The organism is Reyranella sp. (assembly GCF_036558665.1).
Taxonomy (GTDB): Bacteria; Pseudomonadota; Alphaproteobacteria; order Reyranellales; family Reyranellaceae; genus Reyranella.
Window position 1 is genome coordinate 70649 of record NZ_DATBFE010000130.1, and the last position, 19378, is coordinate 90026.

At 64.8% G+C, this 19378-nt stretch carries 17 protein-coding genes; 6 read left to right on the top strand and 11 right to left on the bottom strand.

Features of this window, described 5'->3' with window-relative positions; genetic code table 11:
* Positions 1–7: 7 nt before the first annotated feature.
* From VH499_RS19320 to VH499_RS19330, 3 genes are read right to left on the bottom strand one after another with little or no spacing between them, the layout of a single operon-like run.
* On the bottom strand, positions 8–601 hold the full coding sequence (locus VH499_RS19320) for a hypothetical protein (protein WP_332054385.1): 594 nt from the start codon (positions 599–601) through the stop codon (positions 8–10).
* 1 nt (position 602) lies between these two features.
* Complete coding sequence (locus tag VH499_RS19325; protein WP_332054386.1) at positions 603–2324, bottom strand: long-chain fatty acid--CoA ligase; 1722 nt, start codon at positions 2322–2324, stop codon at positions 603–605.
* A gap of 24 nt (positions 2325–2348) precedes the next feature.
* Positions 2349–3098, bottom strand: a complete 750-nt coding sequence (locus VH499_RS19330; RefSeq protein WP_332054387.1) for a GNAT family N-acetyltransferase — start codon at positions 3096–3098, stop codon at positions 2349–2351.
* A gap of 70 nt (positions 3099–3168) precedes the next feature.
* Here VH499_RS19330 and VH499_RS19335 point away from each other — a divergent pair, with 70 nt between their 5' ends.
* Positions 3169–3957, top strand: coding sequence for a DUF2272 domain-containing protein (locus VH499_RS19335; protein ID WP_332054388.1), 789 nt, complete (start codon positions 3169–3171; stop codon positions 3955–3957).
* A gap of 22 nt (positions 3958–3979) precedes the next feature.
* Here VH499_RS19335 and VH499_RS19340 read toward each other — a convergent pair whose 3' ends face one another.
* The 7 genes from VH499_RS19340 to VH499_RS19370 all read right to left on the bottom strand — a co-directional run bounded on the left by VH499_RS19340 (position 3980) and on the right by VH499_RS19370 (position 11989).
* Positions 3980–5572, bottom strand: coding sequence for a choline dehydrogenase (locus tag VH499_RS19340; RefSeq protein ID WP_332054389.1), 1593 nt, complete (start codon positions 5570–5572; stop codon positions 3980–3982).
* 11 nt (positions 5573–5583) lie between these two features.
* Positions 5584–6342 carry a DUF2272 domain-containing protein gene (locus VH499_RS19345; protein WP_332054390.1) on the bottom strand — a complete coding sequence of 253 codons (759 nt, stop codon included), beginning with the start codon at positions 6340–6342 and terminating at the stop codon, positions 5584–5586.
* 1 nt (position 6343) lies between these two features.
* A complete protein-coding gene (locus VH499_RS19350; protein ID WP_332054391.1) occupies positions 6344–7393 on the bottom strand; it encodes an ABC transporter ATP-binding protein in 1050 nt (349 codons plus the stop codon).
* On the bottom strand, positions 7390–9585 hold the full coding sequence (locus VH499_RS19355) for an iron ABC transporter permease (protein ID WP_332054392.1): 2196 nt from the start codon (positions 9583–9585) through the stop codon (positions 7390–7392). The genes VH499_RS19350 and VH499_RS19355 overlap by 4 nt, the downstream gene beginning before the upstream one ends.
* 28 nt (positions 9586–9613) lie before the next feature.
* Positions 9614–10648 carry an ABC transporter substrate-binding protein gene (locus tag VH499_RS19360; RefSeq protein ID WP_332054393.1) on the bottom strand — a complete coding sequence of 345 codons (1035 nt, stop codon included), beginning with the start codon at positions 10646–10648 and terminating at the stop codon, positions 9614–9616.
* A 64-nt stretch (positions 10649–10712) separates the two neighbouring features.
* A complete protein-coding gene (locus tag VH499_RS19365) occupies positions 10713–11450 on the bottom strand; it encodes a VOC family protein (protein WP_332054394.1) in 738 nt (245 codons plus the stop codon).
* Between the two features lie 14 nt (positions 11451–11464).
* Complete coding sequence (locus VH499_RS19370; RefSeq protein ID WP_332054395.1) at positions 11465–11989, bottom strand: gamma carbonic anhydrase family protein; 525 nt, start codon at positions 11987–11989, stop codon at positions 11465–11467.
* A gap of 68 nt (positions 11990–12057) precedes the next feature.
* On the opposite strand from VH499_RS19370, the gene VH499_RS19375 reads away from it, so the two are divergent.
* From VH499_RS19375 to VH499_RS19395, 5 genes are all read left to right on the top strand, one after another.
* Positions 12058–12495, top strand: a complete 438-nt coding sequence (locus VH499_RS19375; RefSeq protein WP_332054396.1) for a MerR family DNA-binding transcriptional regulator — start codon at positions 12058–12060, stop codon at positions 12493–12495.
* Between the two features lie 10 nt (positions 12496–12505).
* A complete protein-coding gene (locus VH499_RS19380) occupies positions 12506–14293 on the top strand; it encodes an acyl-CoA dehydrogenase C-terminal domain-containing protein (RefSeq protein WP_332054397.1) in 1788 nt (595 codons plus the stop codon).
* Positions 14294–14410: 117 nt separating this feature from the next.
* Complete coding sequence (locus VH499_RS19385; protein WP_332054398.1) at positions 14411–15706, top strand: hypothetical protein; 1296 nt, start codon at positions 14411–14413, stop codon at positions 15704–15706.
* A gap of 296 nt (positions 15707–16002) precedes the next feature.
* Complete coding sequence (locus VH499_RS19390; RefSeq protein ID WP_332054399.1) at positions 16003–17037, top strand: FkbM family methyltransferase; 1035 nt, start codon at positions 16003–16005, stop codon at positions 17035–17037.
* The gene (locus VH499_RS19395; protein WP_332054400.1) at positions 17034–18332 is read left to right on the top strand and encodes a hypothetical protein; all 1299 of its coding nucleotides are present in this window, start codon (positions 17034–17036) and stop codon (positions 18330–18332) included. Before VH499_RS19390 ends, VH499_RS19395 begins: the two co-directional genes overlap by 4 nt.
* A gap of 275 nt (positions 18333–18607) precedes the next feature.
* Here VH499_RS19395 and VH499_RS19400 read toward each other — a convergent pair whose 3' ends face one another.
* A complete protein-coding gene (locus tag VH499_RS19400) occupies positions 18608–19030 on the bottom strand; it encodes a cyclic nucleotide-binding/CBS domain-containing protein (RefSeq protein ID WP_332054401.1) in 423 nt (140 codons plus the stop codon).
* Positions 19031–19378 lie beyond the last annotated feature (348 nt).

Below are 19378 nucleotides of genomic sequence, written 5' to 3' on the forward strand. Positions count from 1 at the left end.
AGTCCTTTCATTTCTTGCCCGAGGCGGAGAGCGCCTCGAGGCGCGCCACGAAGCGCGGCGACTGCAGGAACACGCGATTGCTCGCATCGCTCTTGCCGAACAGGCGTGAGAGATCGAACAGGCCAGATCCCGCGATGGCGCCCATTCGTCCCGAGAGCTGCACATGCTGGCCGAGCCGGAAGGTTTTTAGCGCTGCGACGGCTTGGTCGGAAAGGCCGGGCGGCGGCGCCTCGCGCGATCGTGTGGCGAAGAGATCGGCGAAGGCACCGGCCATGGCCAATGCCCAGTCGTTGAACGCATAGAGCGAAACCTGTGGCCCGACCTCGATCGTCACCGCCACGTTCTCGGCGTTGCCGTCGATTGCCTTCAGGGTGCCGCACCAGTCGGCGAAGGCGCCGACCGACTCCGACAGCGTCAGGCTGCGCTTGACCGCGTCTTCGATCGCCAGCGGATTGTTCGAGGCCATTGCAGGCTTGGCAATTGCCGCCAGATCGCTCACGAATTTCTTCTGCTGTGGATTGGACTCATAGCACGATGCTTCGAAGCAGCCGCCAAGGACCAGTCCCGCGGCGCCGAGCAGAAGGCCGCGCCGACCTTCCATCTCATGCGGCCTTGGCGGTGGCCTTGGCGCGCTCCTCTTCCTTCAGTTCCTTCTTGGAGAGCTTGCCCACCGGCGTCTTCGGCAGCTCGGGCCGGATCTCGAGCGCGACCGGCATCTCGTGCTTGCCGATCTTGCCCTCGAGGTGCTGCTTCAGCTCCTCGAAGGTAAGCGAGGCGCCGGGCTTCAGCTTCACGAACACCTTGGGCGCTTCCTGCCGATAGGGATCGGCAATGCCGATCACGATGCACTCGTCGACTGCGGGGTGCTCGTAGACCGCCTCCTCGATCACCCGCGGATAGACGTTGTAGCCAGATGAGATGATCAGGTCCTTCGAGCGATCGACGAGGTAGAGCCAGCCGTCGACATCCATGTAGCCCATGTCGCCCGTTCGCAGCCCCTTCCACCTGCTCGCGGGATGATCGAACAGGACCTTTTCCGTTTCCTCCGGCTTCTTCCAATAGCCCTTCATGATCTGCGGGCCGATGATGCAGACTTCGCCGACATGCTCCTTGCCGGCCGGCAGAACGCGGTCGGGATTGTCCATGTCGCGGATCTCGATGATTGTGCCGACGATCGGTACGCCGCACGAACCCGGCCGCCGCGCGCTCTTGTCGATCGGGCAGATTGCGCCGGTGGGTGAAGTCTCTGTGAGACCGTAGCCCTCGATCAGCGTGGCGCCCGTGAGCTTCTCGAAACTCTGCTGAACCTCGACCGGCAGCGGAGCGCCGCCCGACATGCAGATCTTGAGCGCCTTGAGATCGAGACCTGTCGCCTTGGGGTGCTTGTTGATGGCCGTGAACAGCGTCGGCACACCCGGCAGGAAGGTCGGCTTCTTGCGCGTCAGGTCCTCGACGATCAGGTCAATGTCGGGACGCGGATAAAGGATGAGCTGATTGCCGTTGCGTACCGCGCCCAGCATGATGCCCGACAACGCATAGATGTGAAACAAGGGCAGCACGCAGACCACCTTTTCGGTGCCGGGCGTGGTGTAGGGCGTGGTCCAGGCCTCGCCCTGCGCCATGGCCGAGACGACACAGCCATGGGTCAGCATGGCTGCCTTCGGTAGCCCCGTCGTGCCGCCGGTGTACTGCAGCAGAGCCACCTCGTCCCAGAGGTCCTTCGGCGCAGGGTGAGTAGTGTATTTGCCGTCGTTCGCCAGCAGGTCCTTGAAGGACATATGCCAGTCGTCGCGCGGCCAAGCTGAGATCTCTTTCTTCTTGGCGATCGGGTAGAGCCAGTTCTTCGGGAAGGGCAGGTAGTCGGCGATCGAGCCCACGATCAGCTTTCTGAGGCGGGTCTTGCCGCGCATGGCGGCCATCTTCGGGTACAGAGCGGCGACGTCGAGCGTGACCAGGATGTCGGTCTCCGAATCGCCGATCTTGAATTCGAGCTCGCGGGAGGCATCGAGCGGGCTGTAGTTCACCACCCGTCCGCCCGCCTTCAGGATGCCGAAGAAGGCGATCAGGTAATGCGGCGTGTTGGGCAGGTAGAGTCCGACGTTGACTCCGGGCTTCACGCCAAGCTTCTGGAAGCCTGCCGCGGCGCGATCGGAAGCCGCCTTGTAGTCGCCGAAGCTCATCACCTTGTCGAGGAAGTCGGTGAACGGCCTGTCGGCGTATCGCACGCAGCTCTCCTCGAAGATCTGGTGGATCGTCTTGGTCGGGATGTCGAGTTCCCACGTCACGCCGGGCGGATAACTCTTCTCCCAGGGATAGTGCGCCATCTGTGTCGTTCCTCCCGAGCCGGACTATGGCACACGATAGGCGTAGGAGTAGACGGTCTCGAAGCCGAGATCGGAATAGAGCGGCCGCGCCGCCACATTCGTCGCCACGACCTGAAGGTAGGCGAAGCGCGCGCCATGGCGGCGCCCCCACGCGCCAATGCTTTGCGTGAGGCGCCGCGCCAGCCCGCGCCGCCGCGCCTCCGGTGCCACCAGTACATCGAACAGACCGACGTGGTCGCCATCGACGACTCCCAGCGCGAAGGCAACCAGTCGACCGGCCTGCTCGACCTCGGCGAAGCCCACGGGGGCGGCGATGGAGGCCAGCATGCGCGTCATGGTCGGGCGATGGACAGGCGCAACGGGGCTCAGCTCCGCAAACCGTGCCAGCCAGGCGCCGGATGGGACAGAAGCAATCATGACCTCGGCATCGGCCGCAAAGCGCGCATCGAGGACAGCGACCTGCACCAGGCTCTCGTCGATCCGTCGATAGCCGAGCCGCGCCAGGGCCTGATCGGCTTCCGCCGGCGCCAGCGGCGTCAAGCGCCAGATCGGCGGCATCCCGCGTTCCCGATACGGACGTTCAAGCGCGTCCCTGAGGTCGGCCGTGAACGAACAGTCTGGGTCTAAGGCATTGATCGAGTTCGCTCTTTTCGTATAGCCATCGGCGAAGCGCTGCGCCCAGCCCGCCAGCATCTGCGTCCGCAGTGCGGGCCAGGCGCGAAAGCCGCGGCTCTCCAATTCGCGAATGCGGCCGAGGTCGACAAGGCGTGACATTTGTAACTGCTTATGCTAGAATTTTTGAACAATAAAAACAGTTCATTAGATTACGAACTGCAAGTGCCACATGAATTTGCGCCTCCCCTCCGGCGATGTTCGTGTTTGCTGGCAGCCACCCGATCTTCCCTCCTCCCGTTCGATCGGCGCGTGGCTGCCAGCGATACTTCTGTTCATCCTTACCCTTTGCAGTTGTTCCGGTTCACAACGCGGTGGCTACGGCTACGCGGACAATCCGCCGACCAATCGCACAGCGCTCGTCGCGTGGCAGGAATGGACGCGCTTTGGCCGATCGACCGTCGTCTATGGCGGCCATGCCGGCGGCTATACGAATCGCAGCGGACTGAACGAACATAGCGAACCGCTGTCGAGCCGCGTCGGTGACTATTGGGGGAGCTGCGGCCATCCCGAATGGAACGGCAACACGGGCGGCCGGCCATGGTCCGGCGCCTTCGTCTCCTGGGTCATGCAGCAGTCGGGCGCCAGCAGCTTCCCGACCGCAGGCCGTCACGGCCAGTATCTCGCCTCGCTCTACGATCGCGAGTATCGCGGCCACAGCACGGCCTTTCTCCTGCATGCACCCAACGAATATGCGCCGAAGTCAGGCGACCTCGTCTGCAGCGGCACCGCGGGTGCGAGCTGGCGCTATGCCAGCGCGGCCATGGCGCACCGGCGTATCGACAATACCGCCAGCCATTGCGACGTGGTGACGGACGTGCGCGGCGGCTTCGTCCAGGCCGTTGGTGGCAACGTCAAAAGCAGCGTCACCATGAGTCTCTACCCGATCGACGGCCGCGGCCATCTCGCACCAGCGCCGGGGAAACTCTGGATGATGGTCGTCGAGAACCGTTCCACCTGACTGCGTCCAAGCCGCCCGGTCCTCAGCCCTTGCCCTGCATGTAGCTCGCCACGCGCTCGGCAATCATGATGGTGGGCGCATTGGTGTTGCCGCCGATCAGGGTCGGCATCACCGAAGCGTCGACCACGCGCAGGCCCTCGACGCCCCGGACGCGGCACTCGTGGTCGACCACGGCCGTCGGATCGTTGTCCGGGCCCATTTTGCAGGTGCCGACCGGGTGATAGATCGTCTCGCATTTGGCGCGGATCCACTGCTCGATCTCGCCGTCGCTCTTCACCGAGGCGCCGGGCTGGAATTCGTCGGCCCGATAAGGATCGAGACCCGACTGGGCGAAGATCTCTCGACCCATCTTCACGCCGTCGATCAGCGTATCGAGATCCTTGCGCTCGGCGAGGTAGTTGGCGTGGATCAGGGGATGCTGCTTGGGATCCTTGCCCGCCAGCCGGATGGTGCCCTTGCTCTCGGGCCGAAGCGTGCAGACGTGCAGACTGTAGCCGTTCCTCTTCATCTTGGTGCGGCCGTGATCGACCACCAGCACCGGCAGGAAATGGAGCTGGACGTCGGGCGCGGAAAGTCCGTCGTGCGTCCTGAGGAAGCCGCCCGACTCGGCGATCGGCGAGGTGCCGGGGCCTTTCTTGTGCTTCCAGTACCGGTAGAGCGAGACCAGCTTGTTGGCCGTGTCATACGTGTCGCGCGTCTTGCAGAATTGCAGGATCGCGGCGTCGAGATGGTCCTGCAGGTTGCCGCCGACGCCGGGGATGTCGAACAGCGGGTGGATGCCGACTGATTTCAGGTGATCCGCCGGGCCGATGCCCGAGAGCATCAGGAGCTGCGGCGAATTCACGGCGCCGCCGGCGAGGATGATCTCGCGGCTGCAACGGGCTACTTCGTCCTGGCCCCTGTGACTGTAGCGTACGCCCATGGCGCGGTTCTGATCGAGAATGATGCGCTCCACCAGCGCATCCGAGATGACATGAACGTTGTTCTTGTTGCGCTCTACTGCCGGCCGCAGATACGCCGAGGCAGTGCTCCAGCGCTGCTTGTCCTTCTGAGTCACCTGGTAGTAGCCGACGCCCTCCTGATCGGCGCCGTTGAAGTCGGCCACGCACTTGTGGCCGGCCTGCTCGCAGGCTCTCAGGAACGCCTCGTTGAGCTTCGCGGGATCGGCCTGATCGGCGACGTTCAGCGGGCCGCCGGTGCCGTGGAAGTCGTCAGCACCGCGCTCGTTGTTCTCCGCCTTCTTGAAGAAGGGGAGCACGTCGTTGTAGCTCCAGCCCTGGTTGCCGAGCTGCCGCCAGTGATCGTAGTCCCAGGCGTTGCCCCGGACATAAAGCATGGCGTTGATCGAGGACGAACCACCCAGGGTCTTGCCACGCGGCCAGTACATGCGGCGGTCGTTGCAATGCTTCTGCGGCACCGTCTCGTAGCGCCAGTTGTAGGGCGAGTTTTCACCGAGGCTCGCGAAGCCCGCGGGCATCCTGAGCATGAAGGATGTATCCTGCGGCCCCGCCTCGAGGATCAGAATGCGCAGCGCATAGTCCTCGGCCAGCCGGTTGGCGATCGTGCTGCCGGCCGATCCGGCGCCGATGATGATGTAGTCATACGGCCAAGACATCGTGGTTGTTCCTAGGGCAGCCTGTTCTCGATCACGGTGAAGAATGTCCGGCCGGAAATGGGCGACAAAAACCCCGAGTCGTCCAGTGGAAATACGCTGCGGCTGACGGAGTCATCCACATTGCCGCCGATCGCCTGCACCTCGCGGGATCGTACCTCGACCACGATGTCGCAATGGCCGGGCCCCCGATCGAGATTATCGAGCGTCGTTCTCCCGCCGTCGCGCGAGGCGCAGATCAGATCGCCGACTTCCGGTTTGCGCTCGTCGAGTCGGCGTGGAACGAAGCCAGCGCCAGGCTGGCGGGCGCGCTCGACCATGCGCTCGATGTAGACCGTGTGCCGTGCATCGGGACAGAACTGGTCGCGCGGCACGCCCGCGCTCTCGATGTCCCAGGAGATGAAGGCCGCGGACCACGGAACTTCGTGGTTGACGCCACTGAGCGTGGGCCGGCCCACGCTCAGCCAGTAATCGCGCACGCGTTTGGAGGCAAAGGCATCGCCTTCCTGCATGCCCCGGCGCTCGATCTGCGGTTTCGCGCCGTGGTTCGAAAAATCGACAGTCTGGCTGCCGAAGCGGAACCACTCGGCCACTGCGAGCAGCACCATCGACGTCTTTTCGCTCGCCGTCGGTGGGGGCGCCTCCGGATGCCATGATGCGGCCGGACAGGGACCGAGCGGCGCCAGCGCTGCGGGAGCCCTGGATTGCGGAGGCGCCGGCGCGCAGGCCGTCACTGCCAGCAACAGCAGCGTGATCGGAAGCAAACGACGCATGTCAACTTTCTACGACAATCACGCCTCTCGACGCGAGGATCAGGGCCACCTTGTCCCCCGGAGCGAGCGGCCGCTCGACGCGCGGACAAGTGGCGAACAGGAGGCCCGCCTCGGTGTCGATGGAGTATTCCATATGTGTGCCGAGATAGCTCGTCCTCGCCACCGTGCCGGTCAATGCGTTCGTCGGGCCAGGCGCCGTCTCGACCACGATCGCTTCCGGCCGTACCGCGACCGTCGCCTCGCCGTCGGATGCGGTGGCATTTTCGATGTCGATCTGCGCCTGACCGAGCTGCACGCGGACCCGCTTCGGATCGAGACGGTGCACACGCCCACGCGCCGGATTGGATTCGCCCATGAAGCGGGCGAGGAAAGGGGTCGCCGGCCGCTCGTAGAGATCGCGCGGCACGCCCTGCTGTTCGATACGGCCCGCGTTCATCACGATGATGCGGTCGGATACCGCCATGGCCTCCTGCTGGTCGTGGGTCACGTAGACCACCGTGAGGCCGAGCCGCTGCTGCAATTCGCGGATCTCCTCGCGCATCTGGCGGCGCAGCCGCGCATCAAGATTGCTGAGTGGCTCGTCGAACAGCAGCACCGAGGGCTTTAGTACCAGCGCGCGCGCCACCGCCACGCGTTGCTGTTGACCGCCCGAAAGCTCGGATGGCTGGCGCCGGCCATAGCCCTCGAGTCCGACCTGGGCCAGCCCGGCTTGCGCCAACCGTGCTGCCTCCTCCCTTGCCAGCCCGGAGCGGCGCAAGCCGTAGGCGACATTCTCGAGCACGTCCATATGCGGAAACAGCGCATATGACTGGAACACCATGCTGACGTCGCGCTGGGTGGCTGCAAGGGCGGTGACGTCCCGGCCGGAGATTTCGATGCGACCTTCGCTCGGCAGCTCGAGCCCGGCGATCATACGGAGTGTCGTGGTCTTGCCGCAGCCGGAGGGACCGAGCAATGTCACCAACGTGCCGGCCTGTACCGTGAAGCTGATGCCCGCCACGGCAGTGACGCTGCCGTAGCGCTTGGTGACATTCGTGAACGTGACGCTCACGCGCGTCCTCCCTGCAGCGCTATCGGCCGGCGGCCAAGTCGCCGGTCGCCGACCAGGAACTGGATCAGCACGATCGCCGCCAGCATCAACGCGATCAGCGCGCAGCTGTAGGCGATGGCGAGGCCATAGTCGCCATTGATGACGCGCAGGATGATGTAGGTGGTGGCGAGATCGTATTCCGCCGTCACCAGGAACACTACGGCGCTCACCGTGGTCACGGCGCGCACGAAACCGTAGACCAGCGCGCCGACGATCGCCGGCCGCATCAGAGGCATGACGACGTAGAACAGCGTTTGCGGGACGCCGCCGCGCAGCGTGGCCGAGGCCTCGTCGAGGCTGCGGTCGATCTGGCTCATTGCCGCCATGCCGGCGCGCACGCCGACGGTCATGTTGCGGAACACGAAGCAGAGCACAATGATCAGCGCTGTGCCGGTGATCTCGAACGGAGGCACGTTGAATGCGAAGACGTAAGCCACGCCGATCACCGTGCCCGGGACCGCGAAGCTGAGCATGGTGGCGAACTCCAGCGTGGCACGGCCGACGAAGCGCTGGCGTACCACCAGCCATGCCGTGACCAGACCTAGTGCAGCCGTAAGCGGAGCGGCAATGGCCGCGAGCTTGACGGTGGTCCAGAACGAGTTCCATGCCGCGCCCGACCAGATCAGGCCCTCGGCCGAGCGTTCGATCGAGAAGGCCTTGACGTAGTGCGCCAACGTCGGCGTGTAGTCGCGTCCCCACACCGTCACCAGCCCGCCCACGAAAGTGAAAGCGTAGAGCAGGAGAGTGAAAGCCGCCCAGGGCAGTGCGATCCACCGCGCAGTGTGACGCGCCGCATCGGGCAGGGGTGTCGGCAGACCGGCGTCGCCCTTGCCCGAGATCGTGGCGTAGGAACGTCTTCCGACGAGCTGTCGCTGCAGGTAGAACGCGGCCAGCGCCATTGCGAGCAGCAGGAGGGCGAGTGCCGCCGCTTGTCCGTAGTCGAGCTGGGCCCCTACGACGGCGAAATAGATTTCGGTCGACAGCACGCCGAAATCGCCGCCCAACACGATGGGATTGCCGAAATCGGCAATGCTCTCGATGAAGCCGACCAGGAAAGCGTTGGCCAGCCCCGGCAGCATCAACGGCAGCGAGACTGTCGTGAAGGTCGCCCAGCGGTCGGCCCGCAAGGTCTGCGCGGCTTCCTCGAGGGTGGGGCTCACACCCTCGACCACGCCGATCAACACGAGAAAGGCCACTGGCGTGAAGGCGAAGAGCTGGGCCAGCAGCACGCCGGGAAAGCCGTAGATCCAGCGTGTCGGCGGGATGCCAAGCGACCATTCGAGGAAGTGATTGACCAGGCCGGAACGGCCGAACACCAGAATCAGCGCCAGGCCAATGACGAAAGGGGGGGTGATGATCGGCAGCACCGTAAGCACGCGCAGCGTTCGCTTGAAGCGGAAGGCGGTACGAGTGGCGACCAGCGCGAAGGCAAGCCCCAGCGCCGTCGATCCGGCGCCGCAGCAGAGCGCCAGGAACAGCGTGTTCCATGCAACGCCACAGCCACCCCGGCCGACGAGACAGCGCAGGCTCCAGATCTTGGCCGCCGCCAGGCGCTCGATCAGCAGCAATGGCCGAAAGACGCCGTCAGAGTCCTGGAAGGCCTGTACAAGGATGTGCAGGATCGGCCATGCGGTGAAGAGAAGGATCGAGGCGGCTACGGTCGTCACCGCGCCGGCGACGAAGGCGTCGCCGCCGAACGCGCCTCGCTGCGCCAACCCGATCGACAACAGCGACAGGAGCGCAATGAGGGCCAGAGCTCCGCCGCCACCCAAGCCGCCCTGTCGGCTGCCCAGCTCGCCGAACAGCGACGCGAGCCAGCCGGCACTCCAGCCGTGCAGGCCAATGGCGAGGGCCTGCGCAGCAAGCAGCACGAGTCCAATGCCGCTCGCTGTTGCGAGAAGGATGCCGCGCCGCCGTCGCGGCAGCGGCGCCAGCGAAACGACGAGACATGCGACCAGCACCACCAAGGGCGGCGCCAGCCACCATTTGCCGTGCTCGACTGCCTGGGCGACGCCCGACGCGTAGTCCTCCGACATCCACAGGCCCGACTGCCAAGGGACTGAATCGAGTCCGGTCTCGATCGCGTACCAGGGCAACAGGAACGCGGCGAGCAGGCCTGCGGCCGACCACGCCAGCGGTGCGCGCACGTTCATCCCCGACGCAGCACGGGCAAGACGGAGATCAGGGCTTGGGCAGACTGCCGATCTCCGAGTCCCACCGCGAAATCAGGCGCTTGCGCTCCGCCGACTTGCCGTACTTGGCCTGATCATAGTCGATCAGCTTGATGTCCGCGAACTTGGGTGCCTCGGGCGGGACGGGCGTCGCCTTGTTTGACGGCACCTGGAATTGCTTGGCTTGCGCGCCAAGCTTCTGTGCTTCGGGCGTCAACGCCCAATCGTAGAACTTCTTGGCGTTCGCCATGTGCCGCGCGCCCTTGACGATGCTGATCGAGCCGATCTCGTAGCCCGTGCCCTCGCACGGCGTCGTCACCTTCACAGGGAAGCCGGCCAGGGCCTCGGTGACGCCGTCATGGATGAAGCTGATGCTGACGCTGGTCTCGCCGCGCGCCACCGCCTTGATCGGTGCGGTGCCGGAGCGGGTATAGGAATTGATGTTGGCGTGCAGCTTCCGCAGGTAGTCGAATGCCTTGTCCTCGCCCCAGAGCTGCACCAGCGTCGCGATTTCGACATAGGCTGTTCCGGACGAGTTGGGATTGGCGACCTGGACTTCACCCTTGAACTCGGGCTTCAGGAGGTCGGCCCAGCAGGCCGGCGCCCTGGCGCCCTTCTTGGCAAGCAACTCGGTATTGTAGCCAAAGCCCAATGCGCCGGCGTAGATGCCGACCGTGCTGCCACCCGAGTCGGTGTTCTGCTTCACCGCCCACGGATGCAGCTCGGCGAGATGCGGCGACTTGTAGGCCTCGGTCAGGCCGTCTTCGGCGGCCTGCAGATGGGGATCACCGGTACCGCCGAACCAGACGTCGCCCTTGGGGTTCTGCGCCTCGGCCTTGAGTTGGGCGATGGTCTCGCCCGAACCCTTCTGCGTCATCGAGACCTTGACGCCGGTCGCCTTCTGGAACTCGTTGGCGGCGAGCGTGCACCACTCGACCTGCACGGAACAGTAGACGTTTACGACCGCCTGCGCCGATGCCGGCGTCGTGCAGGCAAGGCCGGTGGCGCTGGCCACGATCGCGGCGAATGGCAGGCCGATCTTCATTGTCCCCTCCGAGTATTATGATGATTTTTGTTGCAGCATCGCATGCGGTGCCATGCGGCTGCAATCACCAGCGTCCAAGGCCGCCGATGACGATGGTAGGTACATTGGCGGTATGGCTGAGTACGGTGAAGACCTGTGTTCCGGACCGGCGACCGTCCCGTGGGACCGATAGCTCGACGCCGGCCTTGCTCAGACGTGCATGGCAGCGCGCAACATCCGGGGTGCGCCAGCTCAGACCCCAAATCCGGTCGGGCTTGTCGGAGACGCCTGCGTTGAGATCGTGCGCGATCTCGACCACGAGATCGCCGCAACGGAAAAACAGCAGGCGCGTGTTCCATTGCGGATTGCTGCGATCCAGTCTCAGGTCGAGACCAAGACGACTGCCATAGAAGGCAATGGCTCGTTCTGGATTGGGCGAACGTATGACCATGTGGTCCAGCGCGACGATGGAAGCCGCCTCGTCGGCTCCCACGAGCGATGACGGTTGTGGCTCGCCCGCACGCTCGATCAGGGCGATCGGCACTTCGTGCGTCGCAGCGCGGGCGAGTACCAGCCGCTCGGCCTCGCGCTTGCCCGGCACGCCGCGCCGTTCGAGCAGGCGGGCTGCGTCGTCGAGCGACTCGGTCGCGAACACGATGGCCGACAGATGCGCCGTCGCTGCCTCGTCCTCGATCACAAGCCCGACATTGCGGAGTCGAAAGCGACCGTCCTGCGCGCGTCGTCCAAACATCGTCTCGTAGGCGCTAACCGCCCCGTCAACGAACGAGGCGCGCAACACAACATGATCGAGCGCAGTGATCATTGGCCGCGCCCGCTTCACCCGATCCGCTTCAAATTCGCCTTGTAGTTCTGGCCGCGCTTGACGTAACTCTCGGCGCTCATCGCCAGGCGCAGCGCATTCTCCTCGTTGAGTTCGCGCACCGCCTTGGCCGGCGAACCGAAGATCACCGAACGGTCGGGGAAGCTCTTGCCCTCGGTCACGACGGCGCCGGCCCCGACCAGGCAGTCCTTGCCGATCACCGACTTGTTCAGCACCACGGCCTGGATCCCGATCAGCGCGCCGTCGCCGATCGTGCAGCCATGCAGCATCACCTGGTGTCCGACCGTCACGTTCTTGCCGACCGTCAGCGGCGCACCGGGATCGGTATGCAGCACGCAGTTCTCCTGGATGTTGCTGTCGTCGCCGATCACGATCGGCTCGTTGTCGCCGCGCAGCACGGCGCCGAACCAGATGTTCACGCGCTCGCCCAGGATCACCGAGCCGATGATGATGGCTTCCTCGGCGATGTAGCAGGAGTCGGGGATGACCGGCTTGCGGTCATTGAGCTGATAGATCGCCATATCGCTGCCTTCCGGTTATTTAAACGCCAGTTGACGTTTACGTAAACGTCAACTATGAGTTCTCCGCCATGCCCGTCGCCGCTTCCGCAGCTCCCCAGACCCAGCGCGACCCTCAGCGCATCTATAGCATCGCCGAATTGGCGCGCGAGTTTGGCATCACCGCCCGCACCATCCGCTTCTACGAGGACGAGGGCCTGATCAAGCCGCGTCGGCAGGGGCTGACGCGCCTCTACAGTGCCGGCGACCGCACACGGCTTTCGTGGATCCTACGCGGCAAGCGGCTGGGCTTCTCGCTGGCCGAGATCAAGGAGCTGCTCGATCTTTATCAGGTCGACCGCACCGGTGTGCAGCAGCTCCGTGAACTGTTGCGCCGCAGCCGACTGCACATCGATGATCTGCAGCGCCGCCGTCGCGATCTCGATGCCCATATTCAGGAATTCAAGGACGTGGAGACCCACGTGACGGCCGAGCTCAGGAAGCGCGGCATCGATCCCGGGAGCGAGTGAGGAGGAGACCATGGCCGTCTACAAGGCGCCGCTGAAGGACATCCGGTTCGTGCTGAACGAGGTGCTGGACGTCTCGAGTCTCGCCAGGCTGCCAGGCTACGAGGACGCGACGCCCGACACGATCCAGGCGATCCTCGAGGAAGCTGCCCGGCTCTGCGAGAACGTGCTGTTCCCGTTGAACCGCAGCGGCGACGAGGAAGGCTGTACGTACGAGAACGGCGTGGTGCGCACGCCCAAAGGCTTCAAGGAAGCCTACCGGCAGTTCCGCGAGGGCGGCTGGACCGCCACGACTTGCGATCCGGCCTATGGCGGACAGGGACTGCCGGCCACGGTGGGCTTTGCCATCACCGAGATGATCACCGCGTCCAACCAGTCGTTCGGCATGTACCCCGGCCTGAGCCACGGCGCCTACGAGGCGATCGCCATGCACGGCTCGGACGCGCTGAAGAAGCTCTACCTGCCCAAGCTCACTGACGGTACGTGGTCGGGCACGATGTGCCTCACCGAGCCTCAGTGCGGCACCGATCTCGGCCTGATCCGCACCCGCGCCGAGCCGCAGGCGGACGGTAGCTATGCGATCACCGGCACCAAGATCTTCATCTCCGCCGGCGAGCACGACCTCACCGAGAATATCATCCATCTCGTGTTGGCGCGGCTGCCGGACGCGCCGGGCGGCACCAAGGGAATCTCGCTTTTCCTGGTGCCCAAGTTCATTCCGACAGCCGCCGGGAGGGTTGGCGAACGCAACGGTATCCGCTGCGGTGCCATCGAGCACAAGATGGGGATCAAGGCCTCCTCGACCTGCGTCATGAACCTCGATGGGGCCAAGGGCTGGCTGGTGGGCGAGCTGAACAAGGGCATGCCCGCCATGTTCGTGATGATGAATGCCGCGCGTCTCGGCGTCGGCATGCAGGGGCTGGGCATCGCCGAGTGCGCCTATCAAAGCGCCGTCGCCTATGCGCGCGACCGCCTGCAAGGCCGCTCCCTCACCGGCCCGAAGAACGCGGGCGGGCCGGCCGATCCGATCATCGTGCATCCCGACGTGCGACGCATGTTGATGACCCAGAAGTCGTTCACTGAAGCAGCCCGCGCGCTGGCGCTCTGGGTCGGCATGCTGATCGACGAGGCGCATCGCCATCCCGATGAAAAGCAACGTGAAGCGGCGGACGATCTGATCCAGATGCTGACGCCCATCATCAAGGCCTACTTCACCGACATGGGCTCCGAGTGCGCCAACCTCGCGGTCCAGACCTACGGTGGCCACGGCTTCATCCGCGAGCATGGCGTCGAGCAGCTCGTGCGCGACGCGCGGATCACCCAACTCTATGAAGGTACCAACGGTATACAGGCGCTCGACCTCGTCGGCCGCAAGCTGCCGATGAAGGGCGGACGGGCGGCGCAACGCCTGCTGGGCGAGATCGCGGGCTTCATCGCCGCGAACAAGAACGATGACAGGATGAAGGAGTTCGTCGAGCCGTTGGAGAAGGCCATGGGCCGCGTCCAGGAGGCCGCGCTGTTCCTGATGCAGAATGCGATGAAGAACCCGGATGAGGCGGGTGCGGCCGCAAGCGATCTCCTGCGCCTGATGGCGCTCACGGCGATGGCTTTCATGTGGAACCGCATCGTGGTCGCCGCGCACAAGGGCCTCGCCAACGGCGGCGACAAGGCCTTCTACGAGGCCAAACTCGCGACCGCGCGCTTCTACATGGCGCGTGTCCTTCCGCAGGCGACCTCGCTTAACCACCAGATCAAAGCGGGCGCCGCGACGGTGATGGCCCTGCCGGCGGAAGCGTTCTAGTCGCAAGAACATGCCTTGCCAGGTTTCGGAGACCGCGGTTCATGGACTCTTCGGGACCCAGGTGATTTGCGCCGCCTTCGATGATCGTCGATGCTCCCTACGGGTGGCGGAGGCAGCTTGAAGAAGCGCGTTTTCTGGGCGGTTTACGGCTTGATCCTCGTTGCCGTCACCATTGGCGGGCTCGAGTTCCTGGCGTCGTTCCTCACCCCTTCGTGGCCGGCCTACGACTTGCGGCCGATCGGAATTTCCCAAGCCTCGGTCGGGCAACTCAAGGCGTTGGCGAGCACGCCGGACCTCATCCCGCACTACAACAGTTGGGGCCTGCGCGACCGGGAACGCTCGATCACCCGGCCCCCGGACACGCGCTTCCGTTCGGTACTGGTGGGCGACAGTTTCCTGGAGGGAATTTTTGTCCGCGCGCCGCTTGGGGAAGTCGTCGAAGCGGACTGGGCCGCACAGGGCATCCATGACAGCGAGGCGATCAATCTCGGCATCTCGGCGACCGGACCACCGCAATACTATTATCGCCTGAAGTCGATTGCGCTGAACCTCCAGCCCGACGTGATCCTGGAGCTGGTATGCTCCGCCAACGATTTCGTATCGAACGACCTTTCGCCCTGGGCGATTCCGCCCGTCGTCGCCGAGCGGCCTGAACCGTCCCTGTTGGGCGCTGTCGCACCGCATCTCGATTGGCTGATCGTGAATCGCCTCGGCCTCTCGGAGTTCGGCCGCAGCAACAAGCCGATCGCGAACGAATTCGACATCCTGAACGATGTTCTGAACAAGCCAAGCGGCCAGCGCGCCGGGTTGCTGGCCGAGTACTTCAAGCGGCACTACTTCCCGGACAAGGACCGCGACACGATGCGCGAGATCCTGGGCCGCGGCGGCGATGCGTTCTGGGCCGCCTTCGAACGCAAGGGGAAGGACCCGGAATTCCTGGCGGGTTGGCTTCTTGCCAGCATGATCGACTGGGAAACCGGCACGTGGCCGGTAGCGCACGATGCCGCCGAGGCTGACCGCATGGTGAGCACGTCCGAGATCGAGGCCACGCTGACGTGGCTGCTGGGGGCACGCCAGCTTGCACTGTCGAGTGGTAGCAAATTCCTGATCGCGATCGTGCCGATGGGCTCGGTTGACCCACGCTTTGCCGAGTTCTGGAGCCCGTGGCCGCGCTTCTACAGCATCAACTTCGCGCGTGAGGCGGCCCGGCGACGCCTGCTCGCCGAACTGCGGAAGCGCGGGCTGGCGCCGATCGACCTGGCGGAAGATCTGGCCGGTATCGGCGGCACCTATCGCCTGAGCGACGGCCACTGGACCGAGCTCGGCACCTCCATCGCGGCGAAGCGGATCGCGGCTGAGCTGCTCAAGGCGAGAGGACAGTCCTCTGCGAACAAGCGAGCGACCGCGCGCTAAGCCGCTATTCGGCGCGCAAAGCGACGGAAATAGTATCACGCGCGAGCGTATGGGCCGTGCAAAAGGCCGCGTCGACCACGGTGCAATCGCGCCGACGCGGCACGCACTTTGCACGCCAGCACGCCTTCGGGCCTCGCGCTCCAGCATGGCTCGTAATCCTCGTTACGGCCGAGGGCGATGGCGTCGATGATCTTGCTCACCATGTGCGATTGCCTGATCGGGGGAGGGAAGCGGTTCATGGCGGCGGCGGTCCGCGCGGCGACCGGGCGCGAACGCGCGCCCGCCCTTGGAGGGCCATGGTTTTCATGTCAAACAGCGGCGCAATGGGCGGGAAGCAATCGTTCTGGCTGTGGGAATGGCTGGGCTATCGCCTAGGCCTGTGGCTCGACCGGCTGGGTCCGTGGCTGCTGCTCAATGCGCCGCCGATCGGCCGGCTCTACGCTTGCGCGATACGCGGCCGCGCGCCTCGGCTCGGCGTCGTGCCGGGGTGGCGATTCGCACTCGAATACTACGTCACCTATCCATGGTGGGTGATGCGGCGCGGCGCGTTGTGGCGATGTGCGCTCGAGCATCAGCTCGAGGTGCCGATCGTCGTGCCGTGGCTTTTGGGTACGCGCGTGCGCGTGACGCTGGGCAATGACAGCAGTCTCTGCCTCTATGTGTCTGGTTCGTTCGAACCCAATGAATTCGCCTTCTTCGACCGTGTGCTGCGTCCCGGCATGAGCGTGGTCGATATCGGCGCCAACGAGGGCCTTTATACCCTGTTCGCGGCGCGCCGTGTCGGCGCCTCCGGGCGGGTCGTCGCGGTCGAGCCGAGCTCACGCGAACGCGGCCTTCTCGAGGCGAACCTTGCGCGCAACAGGCTGGGCAACGTTACGATCGTCCCGCACGCGTTGGCGGAGCAATCGGGTGCGGCCGAGCTGCAGATCGCCCCCAAGCGGCATGGCGGGCACAACACGCTCGGCGGGTTCATCCATGAGGGCGAGACGGCGGTCGCGCGCGAGACGGTCACGATCGAGACTCTCGATGCCCTCGGCGCGCGCCTCGGCCTCGCACGCATTGACGTCGTGAAGATCGACGTCGAAGGCGCTGAGCTCAGGCTGCTCTCGGGCGGCCGCACACTGCTGTGCCAGCACCGGCCGATCCTGTTGATCGAGGCCAACGAGGAAGCGCTCAAGCGCCAGGGCACGGGCACCGCAGCACTGGTGGACCTGCTGCTGTCGCTCGACTACCGGATCCATGTCTTCAACACGAGCGGCGTGACCGAGGCCTGGATCCGGGGCCGGCCATTGTCGGAGAATATCGTCGCCCTGCCCGGCGAGGGAAGATGAAGAAGGCGCTCTTTTGGACGATCTACGGTCTGCTGCTCGTTGCAGTGACGATCGGAGGACTGGAGTTCGCGGCAACGTTCCTGACCCCGCCGTGGCCCGCCTACGAGCTGCGGCCGATCGTGGCGTCTTCGGCCGGGATGAGGCAGATCAAAACGCTGGCCAACGACCCGAAATCCATTCCCTTCTACAATAGTTGGGGACTCAAGGACGAGGAGCGCTCGGTCGAACGACCGGCCGACGTCCGCTTCCGTTCGGTGTTCGTCGGCGACAGTTTTCTGGAAGGAATGTTCTCGCTCACCCCGCTCAGCGAGCTGGTGGCGAAGGATTGGAGCCAGCGCGGCATCGAGGATAGCGAGGCGATCAATCTCGGCATCTCGGCGACCGGGCCGCCGCAATACTACTATCGCATCAAGTCGGTGGCACTCCGCTTGCAACCCGATGCGATCCTCGAGCTGTTCTATTCCGGCAACGACTTCGTTTCCGACAGGCTGTCCTCGTGGTCGATCCCGCCGCTGGTCGCCGAGCGGCCTCAGCCGTCGCTGCTGGGCGCGGTGGCGCCGCATCTCGACTGGCTGATCGTCAATCGCCTGAGCCTCTCGGAATATGGCCGTGGCAACAAATCGATCCCGAACGAGTTCGATACCCTGAACGACATCACGAAGAAGCCGCTTGCCGAGCGCGCGGGCCTGCTCGCGGACTATTACAAGAAGAATTACTTCCCCGACGCGAGCCGGCAGGCCCTGCAGGAGGTGTTTGGGCGGGGCGGTGCAACGTTCTGGAATCCGTTCGAACGCACCGACGACGAGCGCGAGTTCCTCCAGGGCTGGCTCTTCGCCAACCTGGTCGATTGGGAGCTGTTGCACCCGACCTGGCCTGCGCCGAAGGACGAGGCCGAGGCCGAGCGCATGGTCGATCCAGCGGAGATCGAGGCGACACTGTCGTGGCTGCTCGGCGCCGACCGGCTTGCGCTGTCGAAGGGAGTCAAGTTCCTTATTGCGGTCGCGCCGATGGCGGCGGTCGATCCGCGCTACGCCGCCTACTGGCAGCCTTGGCCGCGGTACTTCAGCCAGAACCGCCGTCGCGAGGCCGCGCGTCGCGTGTTGCTCGCCGAGCTCAGCAAGCGGGGCCTGCATCCGATCGACCTTGCTGAAGACCTGAAAGGTATCAGCGGTACCTATCGCCTGACTGACGGCCACTGGACCGAGCTCGGCACCGCAATTGTCGCCAAGCGCCTCGCCGCCGAGCTCCTCAAGGTGCGGGATAGCGTTCCGCGTCAAGCCGACCAGAAACGCTAGTTGAACCGGGTTGAATGCTGGACTTGCTGGCTGCCGGCACCTCGACCTGAATCAGACCCAAAAATGAGCCCGCCTGGCTGATCGGGCCAGACGGGCTTCAGGTTCGAGAGGCTTCAACGCTCGGTGGCCCACAGGGGAGAATGTAAGTGGGCCACTTCAGGCCGCAGTCTCCGATGCGGCCGCGTTCGTTTTAAGTCCGGCTGAGGGGCGACTCCATTGGCAAACGATTTCATCGCCGACGTCTTTTTGTTTCGTGGGTTTCGTGCCACGCCGACTCAGCGCATATGCTCCCACAGGTCGCGCTCGTCTTCGTGACGGCTGAGTTCCAGGCCCCTGAAGTCGCCGCGTGACACCACGCCCAGGATCCGTCCGGCTTTGTTGACCAGCGGCACATGGCGAAAAGCGCCGTCCCACATCAGGCGTAGCGCGTCGATCGCGGATTGATCGGGCGACAGGGTCGTGGGCTCGGGCGTCATTGCTTCTGCCAGCGTGCAGCGGGTGGCGTTCTTGCCGAGGGCAAGCACGCGGCAGACGGCGTCCCGGCCGGTGAAGATCCCGACCAGGTGGCCCGTCTCGTCACACACCAGCACGGAGCCTGCGCCGCGGTCGCTCATCCGTCGGCAGCCTTCCTCGACCGATTCGGTAGCCTTGAGGATAAGCGGATCCTGCTCGAATGCGATATCGCCAAGCTGTCTCATGCCGCACCCCACAATGCTTTGATCAATGGTGACGCCAACTAACGCGATTCTGGATGAGAACGCAGATCATCAGGGCGAGGGCATACCGAAGAACACGACGACATCCGTGGCGGCGAGAAAGTCGAGGAGATTGGTCGGCATTGGCGTCCTCCTTGCCACAACGATGCCAGCACGCACGGCCACCAACCGCCTTGCGCTGGATCAAAATCTCGATCGGCTCTGTCTCCCGGGCCATGCTTCGACGTGGGTCACGGTGCGGCTTCCCACAGGGGGCCACGGCCCCGATCGCAAGATGCGGCCGGACACCGGCCGCTCGGGATGCAGGCGGCATGGGCATGAAGTTGAGCA

Coding starts and splice junctions, on each gene's coding strand:
- VH499_RS19380 (WP_332054397.1), top strand. CDS start 12,506: ATGGCCGTCTACAAGGCGCCGCTGAAGGACATCCGGTTCGTGCTGAAC.
- VH499_RS19335 (WP_332054388.1), top strand. CDS start 3,169: ATGAATTTGCGCCTCCCCTCCGGCGATGTTCGTGTTTGCTGGCAGCCA.
- VH499_RS19330 (WP_332054387.1), bottom strand. CDS start 3,098: ATGTCACGCCTTGTCGACCTCGGCCGCATTCGCGAATTGGAGAGCCGC.
- VH499_RS19400 (WP_332054401.1), bottom strand. CDS start 19,030: ATGAGACAGCTTGGCGATATCGCATTCGAGCAGGATCCGCTTATCCTC.
- VH499_RS19375 (WP_332054396.1), top strand. CDS start 12,058: ATGCCCGTCGCCGCTTCCGCAGCTCCCCAGACCCAGCGCGACCCTCAG.
- VH499_RS19395 (WP_332054400.1), top strand. CDS start 17,034: ATGAAGAAGGCGCTCTTTTGGACGATCTACGGTCTGCTGCTCGTTGCA.
- VH499_RS19345 (WP_332054390.1), bottom strand. CDS start 6,342: ATGCGTCGTTTGCTTCCGATCACGCTGCTGTTGCTGGCAGTGACGGCC.
- VH499_RS19320 (WP_332054385.1), bottom strand. CDS start 601: ATGGAAGGTCGGCGCGGCCTTCTGCTCGGCGCCGCGGGACTGGTCCTT.
- VH499_RS19355 (WP_332054392.1), bottom strand. CDS start 9,585: ATGAACGTGCGCGCACCGCTGGCGTGGTCGGCCGCAGGCCTGCTCGCC.
- VH499_RS19340 (WP_332054389.1), bottom strand. CDS start 5,572: ATGTCTTGGCCGTATGACTACATCATCATCGGCGCCGGATCGGCCGGC.
- VH499_RS19365 (WP_332054394.1), bottom strand. CDS start 11,450: ATGATCACTGCGCTCGATCATGTTGTGTTGCGCGCCTCGTTCGTTGAC.
- VH499_RS19370 (WP_332054395.1), bottom strand. CDS start 11,989: ATGGCGATCTATCAGCTCAATGACCGCAAGCCGGTCATCCCCGACTCC.
- VH499_RS19390 (WP_332054399.1), top strand. CDS start 16,003: ATGGTTTTCATGTCAAACAGCGGCGCAATGGGCGGGAAGCAATCGTTC.
- VH499_RS19360 (WP_332054393.1), bottom strand. CDS start 10,648: ATGAAGATCGGCCTGCCATTCGCCGCGATCGTGGCCAGCGCCACCGGC.
- VH499_RS19325 (WP_332054386.1), bottom strand. CDS start 2,324: ATGGCGCACTATCCCTGGGAGAAGAGTTATCCGCCCGGCGTGACGTGG.